At 59.7% G+C, this 21837-nt stretch carries 18 protein-coding genes and 1 tRNA gene; 8 read left to right on the top strand and 11 right to left on the bottom strand.

Annotated elements, in window-relative coordinates; translation table 11 throughout:
- Positions 1 to 163 precede the first annotated feature (163 nt).
- Complete coding sequence (locus QD336_RS08260; RefSeq protein ID WP_499170186.1) at positions 164 to 1084, top strand: DUF930 domain-containing protein; 921 nt, start codon at positions 164 to 166, stop codon at positions 1082 to 1084.
- 119 nt (positions 1085 to 1203) lie between these two features.
- Here QD336_RS08260 and QD336_RS08255 read toward each other — a convergent pair whose 3' ends face one another.
- Positions 1204 to 3756 (bottom strand): HWE histidine kinase domain-containing protein, encoded by a 2553-nt coding sequence (locus tag QD336_RS08255; protein WP_499170185.1) that lies wholly within the window; start codon positions 3754 to 3756, stop codon positions 1204 to 1206.
- Between the two features lie 252 nt (positions 3757 to 4008).
- On the opposite strand from QD336_RS08255, the gene QD336_RS08250 reads away from it, so the two are divergent.
- A complete protein-coding gene (locus tag QD336_RS08250) occupies positions 4009 to 4431 on the top strand; it encodes a secondary thiamine-phosphate synthase enzyme YjbQ (RefSeq protein ID WP_499170184.1) in 423 nt (140 codons plus the stop codon).
- 150 nt (positions 4432 to 4581) lie between these two features.
- A complete protein-coding gene (locus QD336_RS08245; RefSeq protein WP_499170183.1) occupies positions 4582 to 4917 on the top strand; it encodes a hypothetical protein in 336 nt (111 codons plus the stop codon).
- 164 nt (positions 4918 to 5081) lie between these two features.
- Here QD336_RS08245 and QD336_RS08240 read toward each other — a convergent pair whose 3' ends face one another.
- Positions 5082 to 5825: an SIMPL domain-containing protein gene (locus QD336_RS08240; RefSeq protein WP_499170182.1), complete on the bottom strand. Its 744-nt coding sequence runs from the start codon at positions 5823 to 5825 to the stop codon at positions 5082 to 5084.
- Between the two features lie 180 nt (positions 5826 to 6005).
- Between QD336_RS08240 and QD336_RS08235 the strand changes: the two genes are divergently transcribed.
- Positions 6006 to 6081, top strand: a tRNA-Ile gene (locus tag QD336_RS08235).
- A gap of 150 nt (positions 6082 to 6231) precedes the next feature.
- On the opposite strand, the gene QD336_RS08230 is transcribed toward QD336_RS08235, so the two are convergent.
- Both QD336_RS08230 and QD336_RS08225 read right to left on the bottom strand, forming a co-directional pair.
- The gene (locus QD336_RS08230) at positions 6232 to 6600 is read right to left on the bottom strand and encodes a hypothetical protein (RefSeq protein WP_499170180.1); all 369 of its coding nucleotides are present in this window, start codon (positions 6598 to 6600) and stop codon (positions 6232 to 6234) included.
- Between the two features lie 212 nt (positions 6601 to 6812).
- Positions 6813 to 7445: an outer membrane protein gene (locus QD336_RS08225; RefSeq protein ID WP_499170179.1), complete on the bottom strand. Its 633-nt coding sequence runs from the start codon at positions 7443 to 7445 to the stop codon at positions 6813 to 6815.
- 444 nt (positions 7446 to 7889) lie between these two features.
- Here QD336_RS08225 and QD336_RS08220 point away from each other — a divergent pair, with 444 nt between their 5' ends.
- A complete protein-coding gene (locus QD336_RS08220) occupies positions 7890 to 8342 on the top strand; it encodes a hypothetical protein (RefSeq protein ID WP_269340587.1) in 453 nt (150 codons plus the stop codon).
- A 211-nt stretch (positions 8343 to 8553) separates the two neighbouring features.
- A complete protein-coding gene (locus QD336_RS08215) occupies positions 8554 to 9114 on the top strand; it encodes a dual specificity protein phosphatase family protein (RefSeq protein ID WP_269340589.1) in 561 nt (186 codons plus the stop codon).
- Positions 9115 to 9304: 190 nt separating this feature from the next.
- On the opposite strand, the gene QD336_RS08210 is transcribed toward QD336_RS08215, so the two are convergent.
- Entirely contained in the window at positions 9305 to 10564 is a 1260-nt protein-coding gene (locus QD336_RS08210; RefSeq protein WP_499170177.1) for an AGE family epimerase/isomerase, read from the bottom strand.
- 179 nt (positions 10565 to 10743) lie between these two features.
- On the opposite strand from QD336_RS08210, the gene metH reads away from it, so the two are divergent.
- Positions 10744 to 14517 (top strand): methionine synthase, encoded by a 3774-nt coding sequence (metH, locus tag QD336_RS08205; RefSeq protein WP_499170175.1) that lies wholly within the window; start codon positions 10744 to 10746, stop codon positions 14515 to 14517.
- Positions 14518 to 14760: 243 nt separating this feature from the next.
- Here metH and QD336_RS08200 read toward each other — a convergent pair whose 3' ends face one another.
- Positions 14761 to 16092: an MFS transporter gene (locus QD336_RS08200; protein WP_499170174.1), complete on the bottom strand. Its 1332-nt coding sequence runs from the start codon at positions 16090 to 16092 to the stop codon at positions 14761 to 14763.
- A gap of 78 nt (positions 16093 to 16170) precedes the next feature.
- Positions 16171 to 16950, bottom strand: a complete 780-nt coding sequence (locus tag QD336_RS08195; RefSeq protein ID WP_499170173.1) for an AAA family ATPase — start codon at positions 16948 to 16950, stop codon at positions 16171 to 16173.
- A 339-nt stretch (positions 16951 to 17289) separates the two neighbouring features.
- Here QD336_RS08195 and QD336_RS08190 point away from each other — a divergent pair, with 339 nt between their 5' ends.
- Positions 17290 to 17931: a hypothetical protein gene (locus QD336_RS08190; RefSeq protein WP_499170171.1), complete on the top strand. Its 642-nt coding sequence runs from the start codon at positions 17290 to 17292 to the stop codon at positions 17929 to 17931.
- 28 nt (positions 17932 to 17959) lie between these two features.
- Here the strand turns inward: QD336_RS08190 and QD336_RS08185 are convergent, their stop codons facing one another.
- The 4 genes from QD336_RS08185 to QD336_RS08170 all read right to left on the bottom strand — a co-directional run bounded on the left by QD336_RS08185 (position 17960) and on the right by QD336_RS08170 (position 21835).
- The gene (locus tag QD336_RS08185; RefSeq protein ID WP_269341383.1) at positions 17960 to 19003 is read right to left on the bottom strand and encodes a zinc-dependent alcohol dehydrogenase family protein; all 1044 of its coding nucleotides are present in this window, start codon (positions 19001 to 19003) and stop codon (positions 17960 to 17962) included.
- Between the two features lie 96 nt (positions 19004 to 19099).
- Complete coding sequence (locus tag QD336_RS08180; protein ID WP_499170169.1) at positions 19100 to 20158, bottom strand: ABC transporter ATP-binding protein; 1059 nt, start codon at positions 20156 to 20158, stop codon at positions 19100 to 19102.
- 13 nt (positions 20159 to 20171) lie between these two features.
- Positions 20172 to 20954, bottom strand: coding sequence for an ABC transporter permease (locus QD336_RS08175; protein WP_269340599.1), 783 nt, complete (start codon positions 20952 to 20954; stop codon positions 20172 to 20174).
- Complete coding sequence (locus QD336_RS08170; protein WP_499170167.1) at positions 20951 to 21835, bottom strand: ABC transporter permease; 885 nt, start codon at positions 21833 to 21835, stop codon at positions 20951 to 20953. The genes QD336_RS08175 and QD336_RS08170 overlap by 4 nt, the downstream gene beginning before the upstream one ends.
- Between the last annotated feature and the right edge of the window lie 2 nt (positions 21836 to 21837).

Here is a 21837-nt window from a genome sequence, read left to right as displayed (position 1 = left end):
GTCTGCTCTGGCCGGGTTTTTTGTTTCCCGCACTGGCGAACTCTGCGACAAGCCTTATGTGTGAAAGCAGGCATTCCGTCTTGGTCGGAAATGCTCGGGTTCTATTTGGTTCGATAAGATGCAACAGGCTTCGGCAAGCAAATGGCGGCGGGGAGGATGGGCTGTGCCCGTCTCCGTGTTGCTGCATCTTGTCGTCGTTGCGCTGTTCTTTTTCGAATTGCCGGAACGGATAGCGGAACCACAGGAGCCGGAAAGCATCAGCGTCGATCTGGTGCCGCCGCCCGAGGAGAAAAAGGCGGAAGAGGCCCCGCCGCCGGGCGAGGAGAAGGCGAAAGAGGAAAAACCGCAACCTCCGCCACCACCGCCCGCGCCGCCACAGGAAGAGGCGAAACCTTTGCCGCCGCCGCAGGCGACGCTGCCGGCCATCGCCATGCGGCCGGAGGAGACGCAGGCTGACCCCGCAGACAAGCCGGGTAAGACGGAAGAAGCGGAAAAGAGCGAGGCTTCCGAGGAACCGGCAAGCCAGCCTGAAAAGGCGGCTGAGGAGAAGCCCGCGCCACCTGCCGCCAACAGCGATCTTCAGGCTTCCGCGGAGCAGGGGGAGATTGCGGTTTCACCCGTGAAGGAAGAAAAACAGCCGGAACAGCCGCCGGTGCCACAGGCAAAGCCTTCCGAGGAAAAGCCTGCGGAGGTTGCGGAGAAGAAGCCCGCTAAGCTTCCTGCGGCCAAAAACCTGTTGTCTGCCTCCATGCTCTCGCCGGCCCAGAGACGGCAGATGTTCGGCGATCTGCCGCCCCGTCGCCGCATCGTGCAGCTTTGCAGCACTGAAGCTCTGGCCCAAATTCAGGGCGCGGGTTTTTCGGCTAGAGGCATGATCCCCTATTCGGACACGGGCGGCAGGATTTCCGGCAATTCGATCGACGCTTCCGGCGGTGCGTTCAACACGGGCAATGGCTGGCACGATGTTTCTTTCCAGTGCGAAGTCGATCTGGAAAATTACACCGTGACGGAGTTCCGCTTTAAAATCGGCAATGAGGTCAGCCCGGAAGAAGCGAAAAAGCGGGGCTTTACGAGATTTCAATGAGGGTGGGTTTCCTCGATTTTGACGATTGGCGGCCGGTCTGACAACCACCGTTCGTCATCCTCGGGATAGGCCCGAGGATGACATCGAGTATGGGGAGGTCTCCTTGCGGGTAACGCCTCCTATACCCGCTCCGTATTCCCCACCAGGATCCCGATCCCTGCCATCAGCGCATCCTCGTCATAGGGCTTCCTGATCACGGGCACATTGCCGAATTCATCCGGCACCATGCTGCCATCCGCATAACCGGTGGCGAAGAGGAAGGGGACGCCGCGGCGGTGGAGTTCGCGGGCGACGGGGATTGAGGTATCGGAACCGAGATTGATGTCGAGAATGGCCACATCCGGCACATAGCTCTTCAGCTTTTCAATCGCCATGGCCGACGATGTCGCCGTTTCGATTGCCTTGATGCCGTTGTCCTCCAGCATGTTCTCGACATCCATGGCAATCAGCATCTGGTCTTCGACAAGCAATATTTTCAACGGCTCCTCCCGGTTATAACGTCTGGGCTGCGGTGCGGTCCTGTCCCCGTCTTTTGTGTCGGAGGCTGTCGTGGCGGATGAAACATGGCGGGAGGGCAGGAGTATCTCCGCTTCCAGCCCGTCCGGCAAATAGCGTATCGTGCTGCGCCCGCCGAGATCGTAGGGAATGCTGCGGCTGATGAGCGCCGTGCCGAAACCGGCGCGCGACGGTGTCGGCAGCTTGATGGGCAGGGTTTCACGCCACTGAATTTCGCAATCGCGGTTGTCGTTGATCTGCCAGCGCACATGCAATTGCCCACCGGTTTGCGACAGCGCGCCATATTTGGCGGCATTCGTCGCTAGCTCGTGCAGAACCAGAGCCATGACGGAGAAAGCGCGCGAATCGAGCGTGATCTGTGGCCCGGTTAATTCCACCACGGTTTCGGGCGAACGATGCGGCGACAGTTCGGCATCCAGCAGATCGCGCAGCGCGCCGCCGCCTTCGCCGCGAATAATCTGGTCATGGGCAAAGGACAGCGCCTGAATGCGGCCCTTCAGCGCGGTGACATAATCCTGCAGCGTCTTGCCCTCCTGCGAGGGATTGCCGACCAGCGATTTGATGATGGCCAGAACATTCTTTACGCGGTGGTTGAGTTCCTCGTTCAGCATGCGCTGGCGCACTTCGGCGCGCTCCCTTTCGCCCGCCATCAGCTCGCTGTGATGGAGGGCAACCTCGACCAGCGCAATTCTGGCGGCTTCGGCAATTTCCCGGTCGGCTTCAGACCAGGGTTGCGCCTGCAGGCGAACGGTCTCCTTCCAGATCGCAAAACTCTTGCGCGGCGTGAGGCGGTCGCCCATCGGGCCGGTCTCATAGGATTTTTCCGGATTGCCGGCCCAGTTCAGGCTCTGCACGATCTCCTTGCGGAAAAACAGCAGATAGTTGTTTTTCACCTGTGACAGCGGGATGGCGAGCATGCCGGCGGCGGTGCCGGCATAGATCTCCGCTTCCGGTATGGCCTGTGAAAGGGCGTGCGTCGCCCAGACCTTGCCTTCCGATGCGGAGGCGACGAGACGCGCCAGTCTTGGAATGGCGTCATGCGGCGGCGTTGCCCCATGGCCATGCCAGTTGTTGCCGACCCAGAGCCCGACGCCATCACACGGCATCAGATCGGCAAAATCCTGAAAACTATCGACCAGCAATTCTTCAATGTTGGCGTGATGGGCGGCAAGCCGCAGAAAACGGTCGAGCGCGGCGTGGGCGTGGTTGACGGTATCGAGCCGCCGCTTCTGCTTCAGAACCTGCAGATGCATGGAGAAAAATTCTCCGAACATTTCAGCTGCGATCCGAACCGGCATGGTCAGCACACGCGGAGAATAATGGTGGCAGGCGATCAGCCCCCAAAGCGCGCCGTCGACAATCACCGAAATCGACATGGAGGCGGCAACCCCCATGTTGCGGAGATATTCGCAATGAATGGGCGAGACGCTGCGCAGATGCGCGTAAGAGAGGTCGAGCGGCTCGCCGGAGGCATCGAGGGCCGGCAGGACGGGAACGCGTGCGCCGCTGGCATCGGAGATGATGCGCAGCGTGTTCCTTAGATAAAGCGCGCGGGCCTGCTGCGGGATATCGCTGGCGGGGAAATATTGCCCGAGAAAGCTTTCCAGCTCTGGCTGCTTGGCTTCCGATACGACCTTGCCGGCGCCGTCTTCCTCAAAACGGTAGATCATCACCCGGTCGTAACCGAGCGTTGCCTTTATCAGCCGCGTCGTTCTGGAAATCAGGCTTTCGACGCTGTCCGCCTCGCGGATGCGGTCCACCATTTTCCGGGCGGTGCCGAGCGGCTGGGTTTCGCTTCGGGAGGGTTCAAATTCGATGATGGTGGTGGATTTGTAGCGATGGAGCGAAATATCGAAACTGCGGCCATCGCTTGTTTCGGTGTTGGGCAGCATGGCGGGGCGCGCGGTCCTGCCGGTGACGGTCAGCGCGTTGCGAAGATCGTGGACGAGCTTTTTGCCGAGCACATCCTCTGCGGTCCTGCCGTTGATATCGCCGTCAACGCCGAGCAGTTCGCGGCAGTTTTCAGAGTGCCGCAGCACCATGCGCATGGCATTGTCGCAGGCGATGAGACAGCCATGGGTTTGAATATAGCCCGGAATATGGATGGGTTCGCGGTCGCAATTGGTCAGGTCGACATGATAGTCAGTAGGTGCCATGAATCAGTCTTTCGCACCCTGTCTGTCTGTGCCGAGGATAATCTGTTGGTCGAGGGATGGGAAAGCCTGAATAATTCATTCTGATCGTGCCAACCCTTCCCCGTTTTCTGCAACTGTGACGCCGGTTTCCCGTTGTGTTCATAGAACACCGCCGTCACGCGATTGTCGTATCCCTGACGTCATCGGATACAATTTGACATGTTGCAACGTTGTCAAAGTCGATTTTGTTCCAGCTTGTTTGAAGGAAAAATTGTGCCGCAGAAGAAAATAATCATCGCCACCCGGGGGCAGGGTTTTTACGAGTTCACATCGGAGGCTCAGGGCCTTGTCAAACAGGCAGGGCTGGAGGAGGGCCTGCTGACGATCTTCGTTCGCCACACATCCTGCTCGCTGCTCATTCAGGAAAATGCCGACCCCGATGTCCGGCGCGATCTCAAGACATTTTTCTCGCGCCTCGTGCCGCCATCCAGCGATCCTTCCATGCGCTGGGTCGTTCACACGCTCGAAGGTCCGGACGATATGCCCGCCCATATCAAATCGGCGCTGACGACGGTTTCCATTGGCGTGCCGATCAGCGACGGGCGGCTCGTGCTCGGCACATGGCAGGGACTTTATCTTTTCGAACACCGCGACCAGCCGCACCACCGCGAGATCGTGCTGCATATCTCGCCCTGATAGACGGATCCGATCGCCGTCAACCGTGTTAATATCTCTGAACGCCTGCTGAACATTCGGTTCTGTTCATATTCAGGCAGGCGGCTCTAAGGTCTCGTCAATCGCCGGGGGATGTTCCTCTGTCGGCATAGAAACAAACGGAGTGAGTTCATGTTCAGCACCTTCGCAAAAGCCGGCCTGGCTGCCCTCATCGCCCTCGGTGGAATTTCCGTCACTGCGCCGGCGGCTTCCGCAGGCTCGGATGTTCAGTTCAGAGTTCAGGTTCAGGATGGTTATGGTCATCGTCCCGGCTGGGGTCGCCCGGATCGCCCGCGCCGCGGCTGCTCGCCCTGGCTTGCGGAAGAAAAGGCAAGCCGCATGGGCCTTCGCCGCGCCCGCGTGGTGGATGTTTCGCCGCGCCGTGTCGTGGTGGCAGGCTTCAACCGCTATGGCCGTGACCGCGTCGTTTTCGCCAATGAGCGCGGTTGCCCGGTAATCCGCCGCTAATAGCAGCGCCCTTTATTGATCTGCCAATATCCCCGTATGGCAGGTTGATCAAAAATGCCCCTCGCTTCCGCAATGGCAGCGAGGGGCATTTCTTTTTGCAATATGCTTTTGGCGGAACCGAAGATGGGGCAGGAGCGGCACCGGGGTGCCGCCCGCCGCCGATCTTACTGGTCGAGAGCGAAGGTGACGTTGACCAACACGCTGTAGCTGTTCTCGCCCGAAGCGATCGGCACGCTGTCGGCTTCCTTCATCATCGAAGCACGCATCATGCCCGCCGGTACCGGCATCGGGCGCTGCGAGTTTTCGCTGATCTGAATGACACGGCCAAGCTTCACGCCTGCCGCTTCCGTCAGCGTTTTCGCCTTGGCCAGAGCATCGGCAACGGCCAGCTTGCGGGCTTCGGTCACCGTCGCTTCGGGCTTGTCATTGGTGAAGGTGATATCGCCACCCTGGTTGATGCCGAGCTTGACGGAGGTATCGAGGATTGTGCCGAGCTTTTTCAGATCGCGCACCCGCACTGTCAGGCCGTTGGACACCTGATATCCGGTGATCTCAGGCGCGACATAAACGCCGTTCTTGGACTCGTTCTGCTTATAAATCGGTTGCAACGAGAAATTACTCGTCTGCAGGTCGCGGTCTTCGATGGAGGCCTCTTTCAGCGCCTTCAGAACATCGGCGAGCGCCTTGGAATTTTCAGTCAGCGCAGCCGCGGCGGTTTCCGCCTGCTTGACGACGCTGAAGGAAAGAATAGCCATATCGGGCGCGATGGCCGCCTGGCCTTCGCCGGAAACACTGATGGTGGCTTCGCGCAGGCTGGTATCCTGCGCAGATACCTGGGCGGCAAGCGGCATCATGGCCGCTGCGGTCAATGCGGTGAGTGCGAAAAGGCGGGCCGTTTTTGTCTTCATGGTGTTTCCTCTTTGATTGAGTCCCTTTGAAGGGTATTGCCTTAGATTGTGTAGCTAATACGGCGGCACTGCCTTGCGAAAGCATCATTGGCTTGTCGGGCTGTAAAAATTACGTTAGAGCGTGACCCCACCGGATTCGAGCCATTGCGAACCGGTATTTCGGATCATCTTTTCCGAAAAGGGCCTGTAGCTCAATGGTTAGAGCCGGCGGCTCATAACCGCTTGGTTGGGGGTTCGAGTCCCTCCGGGCCCACCATTTTCATCTAAGAGTCACAGCGTAGGTTATTGAAAATCTCAAGTTCGCATCTGGGATACTGCTGATGCGTTGCGAGCGGTTCATCCAGCAAAAATCCGACCAGCCGGTTAGACTGATCGGATCATCCTGCGCGAATCGTCGGCGATGCGGTCAGTTGCAGACCCGCATGCTCTCCGTATGCCAGCCGCCGTCATAGGAATTCGGCACGCGGCGGTCTTCGAACCAGCAGCGCGGCGGGGGCGGTGGTGGCGGTTCGTAGTAGCGGGGGCCGTTATTATTGGCGATGGCGCCGCCGATCAGGCCGCCGATCACGCCTGCGGCGAGGCCACCGGCGATCGCTGCGCCGTCATTGTGGCGGCGGTGTTCGCGGTAGGGCGGCGGGGGTGGGCCGCCGCGGTCGTAACCCCGGTCATAGCGCGGACGATAGGGATAGTCCTGCGCGGCAGCGGTGCCGTAGGATGCGAAGACGCTGCCGGTTGCGACCAGCGCGGCAATGGTGGAAAGAATTATCTTTTTCATCGGGGCTACTCCATAAGCCTGCTTCGGGAGATAGAGGCTCATTATGCCCGGATGATGGCACGGCACGGGTGAATGCCCTGTGAATATTCCGTTTTTCCGGGGTTCACATTCTCTCATACTTTTCAGGCGGACGCCCGGTGCCCGGCGCGGTCTTTCTGCCACGAAAAAACCCGGCGGATGGCCGGGCTTTTGCCGAGATCATCCGGTCAGGATCAGAACTTCACACCGAGACCGACCTTGACGGTGTGCTGGTCGACATCGGTGTTGATGCCGAAGATATCCTTGTCGCCATAGTCGTTATAGCGATATTCCAGCCTGCCGAACACATTGTCGGTGAAGGCATAGTCCAGACCCGCGCCAACGGTGTAACCGTTGAATGTGGTGCTGTCCTTGCCGGCGCCGGGCGCTTCGATGAAGCCGCGGGTGGCGGTCCAGCCGGCGGTGGCATAGATCAGGGCGTGGTCGAAGGCATAACCGACGCGGCCGCGAACGGAGCCCTGCCAGTCGGTGCCGATCTTGATCCCCGCATAATCATTGTCATTCCAGTTGTAATCGACATCGCCCTCGATGCCGAGGACCATATTATTGTCGAACTGGTAATTGTAACCCGCGAAGGCGCCCAGAATGCCGCCATCGAAATTATCGGAGGCCACGGGCCCGCCGGCCGAAAAATCGCCATTCGCCCAGCCCGCGCCGCCTTGAATACCAAGATAGGGGCCAGACCAGGTGAAGACCGGCAGGGTTTCCTGCGCAACCGGTGGTGCGGGCGTTTCGTAGACGGCATCCGCGGCCATTGCGGTGCTGGCCGACAGGGCCAGGAGTGACGTTACGATCAGCGTTTTCATCGTTTTTCTCCCTGAGCTGACTGACATCCATAGCATAGATTAGCTGCTTTTAATATGGGGCGGGGTTCGGCGGTTCCAAGAGGCGCTGTGTCCCTTGGGCGTTGCTGGCTGTCTTGCCCCGGATCGTGGCGCTTTTTACCGCCCCGCCATGCGGTTCTGATGCTGCGAACGCCTTCGGCGGCATTTGGTTCCCTCTGTCGTTTCATCGCGGGTCGGGCGGGGGGCCGGCGGGTGTCACGCTTGGTTGTCTTGACAGCGGGGGGAGCGACCATAGAGTTGTGGTTGACGGCGGCAATGCCGGTGCTTCGTGCCGCACGCCAAACGGTGCAAACCGCCGTTGAGACGATACCCTCGCGACCCTGCCGCAAGTGTGGTCGTTGCGGGCGGCAAGTGCATGGGAGGATGAGATCGCATGGGGTTTTGTTTTAGCGCGGGAGGAACGACGTGATTGTCGGAGCCGTTCTCAGCGCCATTCTTCTTCTCACCCTCATTGCGTTTCCGCGGCATCTGAAATCCGTTGTCATCTGCCTGCTCCTGATCTGGACGACGACCGCCGCCTTTGTCATCTATGACTGGTGGCGCGGCAGCAAGCGGCTTGAACATATCATCGCGACCGCGGATTTTGATGCCTCGTGCCCGGATGCGGCGCTGCCCATTCGTGTCAGCTTCCGCAACGATAATAATGTCGCCGTGCAGCGGCTGACCTATACGCTGGAAGGCTTCGAGCCCGCCTTCCGCGCCTCTGTCACCTTCGATCCCTATCAGGTGAGCGAAAGGCGGATCGAGGCCGGGGAGACATTTTCGGCCTGCCGCTCCTTCCGCCTGCGCGGCAATGAAAGGGCGGAGCCGCAGCGGCTGGAATGGCGCGTCACCGTCGTTTCCGCGGAATTCGACTGAGGGCTTCGCGCGGCTTCCGGCTATCACGGCATTTTGAAAAATTTCCGCGCCGGCGAGTGGTGGCCGAAAAATCCTTGCATCACAGCGGCTTCACGGCGGCAGGCCAGTTCCCATTGGCCGCACCGAAAGGTGTTCGGGCGGCGCCTGACTTGTTTTCGTCGGTTTGCGATGCCATCTCCCAGCCATTCGATGAATGTCGCGGGTTGATGTTTTGCGTATTGTTTTGAAGTTTCTGAAAATCACCGCCATCGGCCTTGTCGCCCTGCCGGTTCTGGCGGGCGCGCATATGGGCATCGGTCAGCTGACCGGAAATTTTCACGAAGTCATTCCCGGCGAGCTTTATCGTTCGGCCCAGCCGAGCGGCAAGGACATCACCACTTACGCCAAGACCTACGGCATCAAGACGATCATCAATCTGCGCGATGAAAAGCGCGAAGCCTGGTATGACGCCGAAAATCAGGCAGCAAAAAGCAATGGCATCCGGCTTGTCGATTATCCGCTGAGCTCAAGCGAAAGGGTTTCGGTGGAGGATTCGGAAACGCTGGCGGCTGTGCTGCGCAATGCCGAAAAACCGATCCTCATCCATTGTGAGCATGGCGCAAACCGCACCGGGCTTGCCTCCGCCATTTACGTGGCGGCCGTGGCCGGCAAGAGCGAGGCGGCCGCCGAGTTCCAGCTTTCGCCCTATTACGGGCATGTGCCGATCCCCGGCATCGGGCGGTATGAAATGTACCAGTCCTGGGATGATTTCGAGGAAACCATCGGGTTTTGAGGATTTCGGGACGCCTTTGATTTACCCCGGCGGTGTCCTTTCCGCGCGGCGTCATCCTCGGGCGTGTCCCGAGGATCCAACCACGTTGCGTCCAGCGGATAGGTAGCAGATGCTCGGGACAAGCCCGAGCATGACGGCAGAGAAGTCTTCGGCGCCGTCGTCAGCTGGCATTCGTTTCCCGCAATGCTGCTCAATAATCCCCGCCGCTCTCCTTGATCACCTTCGTCAGGCTTCCCGTCGCCGGGAAAAGCGGGATGAGGCAGGCCTGAAGCGCGTGGTAGATATCGCCCTTGCCGGGGAACAGCGTGTGGGCGGGAACCAGGTCTTCCGTCAGCTCCTCGTGCCAGCCGCCATTGGCGTGGTCGATGAAGCTGTTGGCGATGGTGCTCCAGATGCGGCGGTAGCTGTCTTCGTAGAACGGGTCTGCCGGCAGGTTTTCATTGAGGAAGTGGGCCGCACCCGCTGCCTCGCACATGGGCCACCAGAGCTTTGCCCGCTTGTCGGGATTGTCGTTCCAGTCAAGCGTATAAAAGAAGCCGCCCTTTTCCCGGTCCCAGCCGAGCGCCATGGATTGCACGAACAGCGATTTGGCGGCCACCGGCATCCAGTCGTGGCGGCGCTCGCCCAGCACCCATAATTGCAGGATGAGGCGCGCCCATTCCAGCCAGTGGCCGGGGGTGGAGCCAGAGGGGCGGAACATTTCGTTGCCGCGATAATCCTTGTCGAGCGTCCAGTTCTCGTCGAAATGTTCCGGCACGCGGAAATCCAGCTCGCCGGCGCGGCGGCGGATGACGAGATCGGCGATGCGTTCGGCCTTGTTGAGGTAATTGCTGTCGCCCGTCGCCTCATAAGCGGCCATCAGTGCTTCGGTCAAATGCATATTGGAGTTCTGGCCGCGATAGTTCTCGATAGGCGACCAGTCGCGATGGAATTCCTCGGCGATGGCGCCATGCTTTTCTTCCCAGAACCGGGTTTCCAGAACCTCGGTAATGTCGGCCAGCATCTTGTCAGCGAGAGGATGGCCGACGGTCTTGGCGGATGAGGCGGCCAGAAGCACGAAGGCATGGCCGTAGCCCTGCTTGGTGGCATCCACTGGGCCGGTATCGTTCACCTGCCAGAAATAGCCGCCATGCTCGCCATCGCGGTGCCTGTTCCAGAGATAGGTCATGCCGTGATCGACGATATCGCCGCACCCCGGGCGGCCGAGCAGGTGGCCGATGGAGAAGCAATGCACCATGCGGGCGGAGGCGTGGATGCCGCGCACGGGATCGTTTTTCTGCAGCGGTGCGCCCTTGGCGTCGAGATCGAAGAAACCGCCGGCGGGGTTGAGGGCGCGGTGCTGGAAGAAATCGAAAAGTCTCTCGGCCTGTTTCACCAGCCACTGGCGGTGCCAGGGCAGGGTGTTCCAGTTGCGGCTGTTGTGATCGTCTTCGGGCATCTCGTCCTCCATGCGGTTTGCTGCTTCGGCTTATATCCTTGCCGTATAAACCTGTCATCTGTCAGCGATATTTCGTAACGTCGTGCAATGGCGCAAAGCCATGCCTGTCCCTTGAAGATATATTGACATAAACATATCTTTATGTGACTTGACTGCTTGCGATCTTGCAAATCGAAATGAGGAGTATGCCCGTGTTTGACGATCTGTTTGGCCCCGAAGGGGCAAAGCGCGACGGCGCGGAAATTTTCAAGGCGTTGCGCGAAGCCGCCAGCGAACGCATCCTCATTCTCGACGGTGCCATGGGCACGCAGATTCAGGGTCTCGGTTTTGACGAGGATCATTTCCGCGGCGACCGTTTCATCGGCTGTGCCTGTCACCAGAAGGGCAACAACGACCTTCTGATCCTGACCCAGCCGGATGCCATCGAAGAAATCCATTATCGCTACGCCATGGCGGGCGCGGATATTCTCGAAACCAACACGTTTTCATCGACGCGCATCGCGCAGGCCGATTACGAGATGGAAAATGCCGTCTACGATCTCAACCGCGAAGGCGCGCAGATCGTCCGCCGCGCCGCCCAGCGCGCCGAGCGGGAAGATGGCCGCCGCCGTTTCGTGGCCGGCGCCATCGGCCCGACCAACCGCACAGCCTCGATTTCACCTGACGTCAACAATCCCGGTTTCCGCGCCGTCAGTTTCGACGATCTGCGTATCGCCTATGGCGAACAGATCGACGGCCTGATCGATGGTGGCGCCGACATCATCCTCATCGAGACGATCTTCGATACGCTGAACGCCAAGGCGGCGATCTTCGCCTGCGAGGAACGTTTCGAGGCCAAGGGCATTCGCCTGCCGGTGATGATTTCGGGCACGATCACCGACCTTTCCGGCCGCACGCTCTCCGGCCAGACGCCGTCTGCGTTCTGGAACTCGGTGCGCCATGCCAACCCCTTCACCATCGGCCTCAACTGCGCGCTGGGTGCGGATGCCATGCGTCCGCATCTGCAGGAACTGTCGGATGTGGCCGATACTTTCGTCTGTGCCTATCCGAATGCTGGTCTGCCAAACGAATTCGGCCAATATGACGAAACGCCTGAGATGATGGCGCGTCAGGTTGAGGGCTTCGTGCGTGACGGTCTCGTTAACATCGTCGGCGGCTGCTGCGGTTCGACGCCGGAGCATATCCGGGCGATTGCCGAAGCGGTCAAGGACTACAAGCCGCGCCCGATCCCTGAACACAAGCCCTTCATGTCGCTTTCGGGTCTTGAGCCCTTCGTGCTGACCAAGGATATTCCCTTCGTTAATGTCGGCGAGCGCACCAACGTCACCGGCTCTGCCCGCTTCCGCAAGCTCATCACCGCCGGCGATTATACGGCGGCGCTGGCGGTTGCCCGCGATCAGGTGGAAAACGGCGCGCAGATCATCGACATCAACATGGATGAAGGCCTGATCGATTCCGAAAAGGCGATGGTGGAGTTCCTGAACCTCATCGCCGCCGAGCCGGATATCGCCCGCGTACCTGTGATGATCGACTCGTCGAAATTCGAGATCATTGAGGCCGGCCTGAAATGCGTTCAGGGCAAGTCGATCGTCAATTCCATTTCGCTGAAGGAAGGCGAGGAGAAGTTTCTCCAGCAGGCGCGGCTCGTCCACAATTACGGTGCGGCGGTTGTCGTCATGGCCTTTGACGAGGTCGGGCAGGCGGATACCTATCAGCGCAAGGTGGAAATCTGCGCGCGTGCCTACAAGCTGCTGACTGAAAAGGCCGGCCTGTCGCCGGAAGACATCATCTTCGACCCCAACGTGTTTGCCGTGGCCACGGGCATCGAGGAGCACAATAATTACGGCGTGGACTTCATCGAGGCCACCAAAACCATCCGCGAAACCATGCCGCTCACGCATATTTCCGGCGGTGTTTCCAACCTGTCCTTCTCCTTCCGCGGCAATGAGCCGGTGCGTGAGGCGATGCATGCCGTGTTCCTTTACCACGCCATTCAGGTGGGCATGGATATGGGCATCGTTAATGCCGGTCAGCTTGCGGTTTACGATAATATCGATGCGGAACTGCGCGAGGCCTGCGAAGATGTGGTGCTGAACCGCCGCGACGACGCGACCGAACGGCTGCTGGAGGTCGCGGAGCGCTTCCGTGGCACCGGCGCCAAGGATACCAAGGTGCAGGATCTCTCCTGGCGTGAACTTCCGGTCGAGAAGCGGCTGGAACATGCGCTGGTCAACGGCATCACCGAATATATCGAGGCCGATACGGAAGAGGCGCGCCAGAAGGCGGAGCGTCCGCTGCATGTCATTGAAGGGCCGCTGATGGCCGGCATGAACGTGGTGGGTGACCTGTTCGGTTCCGGCAAGATGTTCCTGCCGCAGGTGGTGAAATCCGCCCGCGTGATGAAGCAGGCCGTGGCCGTGCTGCTGCCTTACATGGAAGAAGAAAAGCGCCAGAATGGCGGGGCCGAGCGTAGTGCTGCCGGCAAGGTGCTGATGGCGACCGTGAAGGGCGACGTGCACGATATCGGCAAGAACATTGTCGGCGTCGTTCTCGCCTGCAACAATTACGAGATCATCGATCTCGGCGTCATGGTGCCGACGACGAAAATCCTCGAAACGGCGATTGCGGAGAAGGTGGATGTGATCGGCCTTTCCGGTCTCATCACTCCCTCGCTGGACGAAATGGTGCATGTTGCTGCGGAAATGGAGCGGCAAGGTTTCGACATTCCGCTTCTGATCGGCGGCGCGACGACAAGCCGAGTGCATACGGCTGTAAAAATCCATCCGCGTTATGAGCAGGGGCAGGCGATCTATGTCACCGACGCCTCGCGCGCGGTCGGCGTTGTTTCCGCGCTTCTTTCCGAAGAGCAGAAACCTGCTTACATCGACGGCATCCGCGCCGAATATGCCAAGGTGGCCGAAGCCCATGCCCGCAACGAGCGCGAAAAGCAGCGCCTGCCGCTTTCCCGTGCCCGCGAGAATGCGCACAAGATTGACTGGACCGCTTACAGCGCCGTCAAGCCGAAATTCTTCGGCACCAGGGTATTCGAGACTTACGATCTGGAAGAGCTTTCCCGTTACATCGACTGGACGCCATTCTTCCAGACCTGGGAATTGAAGGGTCGTTTCCCGGCCATCCTCGAGGACGAAAAGCAGGGTGAAGCGGCACGGCAGCTTTATGCCGATGCGCAGGCCATGCTGAAGAAGATCATAGAGGAAAAGTGGTTCCGGCCGCGGGCGGTGATCGGCTTCTGGCCGGCCAATGCCGTTGGTGACGATATCCGTCTGTTCACCGATGAAGGCCGCAAGGAAGAGCTGGCAACCTTCTTCACGCTGCGCCAGCAGCTTTCCAAGCGCGATGGCCGTCCGAACGTGGCGTTGTCCGACTTCGTTGCGCCTGTCGATAGCGGCGTTGCCGATTATGTCGGCGGCTTCGTGGTAACGGCAGGTATCGAGGAAGTGGCGATTGCCGAGCGTTTCGAGCGGGCCAATGACGATTATTCGTCGATCCTCGTCAAGGCGCTGGCCGACCGTTTTGCCGAAGCCTTTGCCGAGCGCATGCATGAGCGGGTTCGCAAGGAGTTCTGGGGTTACGCGCCGGATGAGGCTCTTGGCGGTGACGATCTGATAGGCGAAGCCTATGCCGGCATCCGCCCCGCGCCCGGCTATCCGGCCCAGCCGGATCATACCGAAAAGAAGACACTGTTTGCCCTGCTGGACGCCACCAATGCGGCGGGTGTGGAACTGACGGAAAGTTATGCCATGTGGCCCGGCTCTTCCGTCTCCGGCCTCTATATCGGCCATCCGGAGAGCTATTATTTCGGCGTGGCTAAGGTGGAGCGCGACCAGGTTCTCGATTATGCGCGCCGCAAGGATATGCCGGTGGAAGAGGTGGAGCGCTGGCTCGGGCCGGTGCTGAACTATGTGCCGACCAATGGCGAGGAGAAAATCGACAGCGCGGCGTGATGTTTCACGCGGCGCCGTTTAGACAAGATTGCGCCGAGAGCCGGCGCTCGGCATGCACCCGAAGCTCTCACGGCTCTCATCCGTCATGCTCGGGCTTGTCCCGAGCATCTGCAACGTATCGATTTTGTTCGACGTGATTGGATCCTCGGCACAAGGCCGAGGATGACGCGGAGCGTAAGGTAGAGGTTGTCACTAAGCCAAAGCGCGGGCGGGTCCCGCGCTTTTTTGTGTTCAGGGTTTGACTTACGACCTTAGCGCCGCCAGTTCCTCGATGCCGACATGGCTCTCGACCTCGCTGCCGCGCAGATAGAGGTAAAGGCCAATGCAGAAGGCAAGCACGGCGATGAAGACCAGATACCAGGCATGGGCCATGGGATTGACGGCGAGCGCGGTCGTCACGCCGATCGGCGTCAGCCCGCCGAAGACGGCATAAGAGACGTTGTAGGCGAAGGAGAGGCCGGAGAAGCGTACCGATGCCGGGAAGGCCCGCACCATGACATAGGGCACCGCACCTGCCATGCCGACCGAAAGGCCCATCACGCCATAAAGCACGAACATGGTCTGAAGCGAGGTGCCGGCATAGCTGTAGAAGGCGAAGGTGGCGATGCCGAAGAAGATGCTGGCGCCCATGAAGAAGATGCCGGAGCCCATCCGGTCGATCAATGCGCCGGCGATGATGACGCCGAAGATCAGGAACAGCGTGCCGAAGCTGGTGCCAGCGAGTGCCTGCGTCGGGGTATAACCATAGAGCTTCTGCAGGAAGGTGGCCGTCATCAGCGTGGTGACGACGATGGCCGCTGACAGAACCCAGGTCAGCAGGGCGGAGATGATGACGCCGCGCATATGGTGCTTCAGCACGAGGCCGAGCGGCAGCTTGTCCGTGAGCGACTTCGACTTCTTCATTTCCATGAAGATCGGCGTCTCTTCCAGCCAGCGGCGCAGATAAACGGCGATCAGGCCGAAAATGCCGCCGAGCAGGAAGGGAATGCGCCAGGCGTAACCGGCAACATCTTCCGGCGAAAAGAGCGAGTTGATGGCAAAGGCGATGAGCGAGCCCAGCATGATGCCGAAGGAAAGGCCGGATGTGAGGAAACCGCAGGCGAGGCCAACGCGGCGGAAGGGCACATGTTCGGCAACGAAGGTCCAGGCGCCCGGCACTTCGCCGCCAATGGCGGCACCCTGCAGCATGCGCAGGACGATGAGCAGGATGGGGGCCGCCACGCCGATGCTGGCATAGGTCGGCATCAGCGCCATGCCGAGGGTGGAGAGCGCCATCAGGAGAATGGAGAAGGCGAAGACGCGCTTGCGGCCATACCGGTCGCCATAATGGGCCAGCACGATGCCGCCGAGCGGTCGGACCAGATAACCGGCGGCGAAAATGCCGAAGGTCTGGATCATCACCAGCCAGTCCGGCATTTCCGGCGGAAAGAACAGATGGCCGATGACGCTGGCGAAAAATACGAAAATGATGAAGTCGTAAAATTCGAGCGCGCCGCCCAGGGCCGAAAGTCCGAGCGTTCTGAAATCCTGGCTGTTGAGGGGACGGGCTGCCGCCGGTGTGGTGGTGGGAGACATAAGCCTGCTTCTTTTCTAAATTACGTATTACTTATGGGCATGCGGCAAGCGCGGCGGGATTTCAAGCCATATCGGTGCTCAATCGTTGAGGTATTTCGACGGACGGTCGAGAAAGCGCCGCAGGAAGGTGATGTTTTCCAGCTCGTCATAGAGACGTTCGGTGATGCCATCCTCATCGAAATAATAAATCGTCGCCTCTGGAATGGCCAAAAGCACGGGTGAGTGGGTGGCGATGATCAATTGCCCGCCGCTATCGGCCGCCTGTCGGATGATTGCCGCCAGTTCCAGCTGCTTTTGCGGCGAAAGCGGGCTTTCCGGTTCGTCGAGAAAATAGAGGCCGGCGCCGTGCAGCCGCCGGTGCATGATATCGAGAAAACCTTCGCCATGCGACCGCCGGTCGAGGCTGTTGTTCCTGACGATCCCGCGAAATGTATCCGGGGTTTCTTCCGGAAAATCCTCGCCTTTTTTCAGGGCCTTTTCCCGCTCCCAGCGAAAATCATCCAGCGTATCCTCATTCTGCCGGCGGATATAACCAAGCACGTCTTCCGCACGCAGGAACATGCGGATTTTCGGATATTTCTTGCGGGCGAAATAGAAGGCCTTCGCCACGGTTTCGGCATGCTGGAGATAGAGGTCGCCTTTAACCTCGCCATGATTGCCGATGGCATAGGCCGTCATTCCCGCCGCCAGCCCTTCCAGCAGCGTTGATTTGCCGGAACCGTTATTGCCGGCGAAAAAGGTGATCGGCGTCTTGAATTCGAGGCGTTCCAGATGGCGCATGGCCGGCACGGAAAAGGGATATTCCTCCTCTGTTCTTTCCGGTTTTTCCTTCATGGCTACGCTGTCGAGAAACAGCATGTCGCAGTCCTTGCCTATCCATCCTGTCCGGAGGTGTTGCGCCTCGGCCTGTCGTTGAGGCCGTGCACTGAGGTGAGTGAGTGTGCCCCGGAGATTAACGCGTCGTGTGGCCCGCGCCAATGGCATGAACCCTTGTCATTGCTGACTTTGCCGCAATGAACGCTTCAGTTTTTTATTGTATAATTATATTATAAATAATGTTATCTCTAATTATATCTCTTTACTTACTTATATAACTTTATATATTGTGTATTTAAAAGAATATATCGAATGTAAACTTGAAATTAATTTTGCAATGTCAATTGTACTTCATTTCAAATTTCTATTTTTGGTGGATGGATGAATTACATTGCGCTGTTTTCGGCTGCGATTTTGTTTTTCGCAATATGCGCGAGCGAGGCGGAGGCGCGGAAGTTTCGGCTATTTCCCATTTCCGGACTGGGCGGCGGCGAGACAATCGATCCCGTCTATAATCTGCCAAACACGGCAACTTTCCTTCGGGAAGGAAAAGCGTTTGATCTTGGCTATCTGAACAGCGGCGATGGCGGCGGTTATGTTCTCTATCACGGCGACCGCTATGCCAGGCTCAGCGAGGCGGATATTGCGAGGCTGAAGGTGACGCTCGGTTTTGATCCAACGACCAAGCACCGCACGGAGCAGGCAGGCCGTGACAAGCAGAACAGCGGTTGGAGTTTGGCGATCCTGGTCGCCGTGCTGGCGCTCGGCTCTTTTGTGTCCATCCATAAGGGGCTGCAGATTCTCCGTTGGCTCGGGCGAACCTTGACGACGCCGGCTGCTGTCAAAGTCGGCTCGGGGGACGTGGTTTCCGATCCATTGGCCGTCCGCAAGAAGCAATTGGTGAAACGCGAGCGGAGCGAGACTCAGTCGGATCATGCTGCGCGCAGCCCGGCGCCGGCGGCCGTGCAGGTCTCTCCCCGCACAGCCGGCCCGGCCCGGTCTTTCGGGCGCAGGAGCGGCTGAGCCGAAGTGGAATGGCCGCGACCGGCGCTTATTCGAACCGGTCGATGATGCTGATGCCGCTTTCCTTGAAACTGTCCATGGCGGGCAGGGCGGCTGCGGCCTCGGTCAGGGAGATATGGCGGCCGATCAGCTTTTCGGGCGCAAGCCTGCCGCTTTCGATCATGGCCAGCATGTCCTCATAACGCCATGCCTGCATGCCGTGGCTGCCGTAAATCTCCAGTTCATGGGCGATCACCCGGGCCATGGGAATGGCCGGCATGGCGTGGTCTGCCAGCATCAGCCCCACCTGCACATGGCGTCCGCGACGGCGCAGGTTGCTGATGGAATTGCAGCAGGTCTGCGGATGGCCAAGCGCATCAACCGACACATGGGCGCCGCCGCCGGTGACGTCTCGCACCGCTTCGGCAACATCGGCAACCGAGCGACTGTTGATGGTGGCAGTTGCACCGAGCTGCCGGGCAAGTTCCAGCTTGTCTTCGGCGATATCGATGGCGACGACCTGTGCACCGAGGCCCGCGCCGATCATGATTGCGGAGAGGCCGACACCACCACAGCCGTGCACCGCCAGCCATTCGCCACCCTTCAGGCGCCCCTGATCCGTCACGGCCCGGAAGGAGGTGGCGAAACGGCAGCCGAGACCGGCGGCGGTGGCGTAACTCATCGATTCCGGCAGGTGCACGAGGTTCTGATCGGCATAGTCGATGGCGACATATTCGGCGAAGGAACCCCAATGGGTGAAGCCGGGCTGGAACTGCGCCTCGCAGACCTGCTGGTTGCCGGAGCGGCATTCATGGCAATGGCCGCAGCCGGAGACGAAAGGCACGGTAACGCGATCACCGGTCCTGAAGCGGGTAACGTTCTTGCCAACTGCGGCGATGACGCCGGCGAATTCGTGGCCGGGAACGTGGGGCAGGCGAATATCCGGGTCATGTCCCATCCAGCCGTGCCAGTCGCTGCGGCAGAGGCCGGTCGCTTTCACCGCGATGACGACGCCGCCATCGGTCGGTTCCGGATCGGGCAGGGATGCGACAATCGGGGTCTCGCCGAATCGTTCGTAATAAAGCGCGCGCATCATGGCCTCACATCATTGGTCCGCAGGTTCAAATCTGAACCTGCTCTAGAGCATTCCAGCAAAAGTGCGAAGCCGTTTTACCTCTGGAGAAGCGCTTCAGTCCTTGATGAGCATCAGGTCGCCGGCTGCGAATTTCAGTGTCACCCGCTCACCGACGGCGGGCGGCGCGGTGCCGGGGTCGTTGAACATGTCGAAAGACAGCGTCGAACCACCGAGATCGAGGCGCGTGCGGATGACCGAACCGAGGAACTGGCTGGAGGTGACGAGGCCGGAAATGGCAACATCGTCTTTCGCGTCGCTGCCGAGGGAACCTGCTTCCGGGCGAAGCGCCAGCGTGATTTTTTCGCCATTGGCCGCATCGACCGGCTTCGGCAGGGTGATCTGCTGCTCGCCGACACGAATGGTGTTGGACGAGGAATCCACCACGGTGGCGTCGATGAGGTTCAGCGTGCCGACGAAGGAGGCGACGAAACGGGTGGCCGGCTTGTTGTAGATATCGAAGGGCGAACCGATCTGGTCGGCACGGCCGCCATTCATCACGACGATACGGTCGGAGATCGACAGGGCCTCTTCCTGATCGTGGGTCACGAAGATGGTGGTGATGCCGAGTTTCTGTTGAATCTGGCGAATTTCCTCACGCAGCGAGACGCGGATCTTGGCGTCGAGCGCGGAGAGCGGTTCGTCCAGCAGGAGCACTTCCGGCTTCGGGGCCAATGCGCGGGCGAGCGCCACGCGCTGCTGCTGGCCGCCCGACATCTGATAGGGATAACGGTCGGCCAGATGTTCCAGATGGATGAGCTGGAGCATTTCCTTCACGCGGGCGTCGATCTCGGCTTTTGGCTTGCCGGCGACCTTCAGACCGAAGGCGACGTTCTCATAGACATTCATGTTCGGGAACAGCGCATAGGCCTGGAACACCATGCCGATATTGCGCTGGTTGGGCCGCAGCGCCGTCTGGTCCTTGCCGTTGATGACGATCGACCCGCCGGTCGGGATTTCGAAGCCGGCGATCATGCGCAGCACGGTGGTTTTGCCGCAGCCCGATGGCCCGAGAAAGGAGACGAATTCGCCCTTTTCAATGGCCATGTTGAAATCATGCACGACCTGCACGGAGCCGAAGGATTTCTTGATGTTGCTAAGTGTCAAAAAGCTCATGAAAATCTTGTCCTCAGGCCTTGGGAGGCGCGCCCTTCTGATAGCGGGAAACGAGTTGGATCAGACCGAGGCAACCCCAGGTGATGCCGAAGGAGATCACGGCAAGCGCTGCCGGTTCATAGGCGCGGTTGGCGCCAAGCAGCTGCATATAGGGGCCAAAGGCCGGGCGGTTCAAAAGGGCCGCCATGGTGAATTCACCGATGACGATGGCGAAGGTCAAAAACGCGCCCGAGAGCACGGCGACCAGTACGTTGGGCAGGATGATGCGCGACAGGATGGTCGTCCATCCCGCGCCAAGGCTCTGCGCCGCTTCCGTCAGCGTCGAGACGTCGATGGTTCTAAGACCGGTGTCGACGGCGCGGTACATGTAGGGCAGGGCAAGCGTGGCATAACCGAACATCAGAAGCAGATTGGTGCCGAAGGTCGTGCCGGTCAGCGGCAGCCAGCTCGAGGTGTTGTAAAGCCTGATATAACCGAACACGATGACGATGGCGGGAATGACCAGCGGCAGGAGCGTGATGAATTCGATATAGGGGCGCAGGCCCGGCAGTTTCAGACGCACCCAATAGGCGGTGGGCACGACGAGCAGAACACCGAAGACGATGGTGAAGAGCGCCATCACCACCGAATAGCTGAAGGTTTCCTGAAAGCGCGGATCGGTTAGCACCCTTGCATAGGCGTCGAAGGAATATTCGCCGCGCCGCATCTTCAGTGAGAAGTTGGTCATGCCGATCAGCGGCAGGGCGAAATAAAGCAGGCCGAAAATCAGCGCGCCCCAGGCGAAGAAACGCTTCATTTCAGCCACCTTTCGCTGCGGGCGCGCAGCCAGATGTAAAGTGCATTGGCGATGCCGGTGACGACGATCATGCCGAAGGCGAGCGCGTAACCGAGATGCGGATTGCCGAGAACGTCGCCGCGAATCTGTGCGAAGAGCAGGATCGGGACGATGTTGAGCGAGGAGCCGGTGAGCGCGATTGCGGTGGCCACTGCACCGAAGGCATTGGCAAACAGGAGTGACATGGTGCCGAGCAGCGATGGCAGCAGGATGGGGAAGGCCACCATGCGCCAATATTGAAACCCGGTCGCGCCTAGAATTTCCGCCGCTTCGCGCCATTCGCGCTTCAGCCCGTCCAGCGCAGGCGTGATGATGAGGATCATCAGCGGTATCTGGAAGAACAGATAGGTGACGGTGAGGCCCCAGAAGGAGAGGATGTTGAAGCCGAGAAGCCGAAGATCGATGCCGACCTGCGTTTTCAAGAACACGGTGAGCAGGCCGACCGGGCCGAGCGTGGCGATGAAGGCGAAGGCGAGCGGCACGCCGGCAAATTGCGAGGCGACACCGGAAAAGGTGAGAAGCGGGCCGCGGATACGCTGCGGCAGGCCACCCAGCACGACGGCTGCGGCCACGGCAAACCCGATCAGGCAACCCAGCGCCGCGGAGGCGAGGCTGATCTTGATCGATATCCAGTAGGCGGCAAGGATCGACGAGGTGAAAAGCCCGGCAATGTTGTCCAGCGTGAAGCTGCCATCCGTCTGCTGAAACGCGCCGATGACGATCTTCATCGTCGGCAGGATCAGGAACAGCATAACAAAGACGGTAAAAGGTACGACGCCTATCCAGTGCAGCGGCAATCTTCTGCCCGCGTCGGATGGTCCGCCGGTGTTGGTTGATGACATGC

The sequence above is a fragment of the Rhizobium sp. BR 250 genome (assembly GCF_047445855.1).
Taxonomy (GTDB): domain Bacteria; phylum Pseudomonadota; class Alphaproteobacteria; order Rhizobiales; family Rhizobiaceae; genus Agrobacterium; species Agrobacterium tumefaciens_I.
The sequence above is the reverse complement of the archived record's forward strand: the minus strand, read 5'-3'. Positions and strand labels throughout refer to the sequence as shown.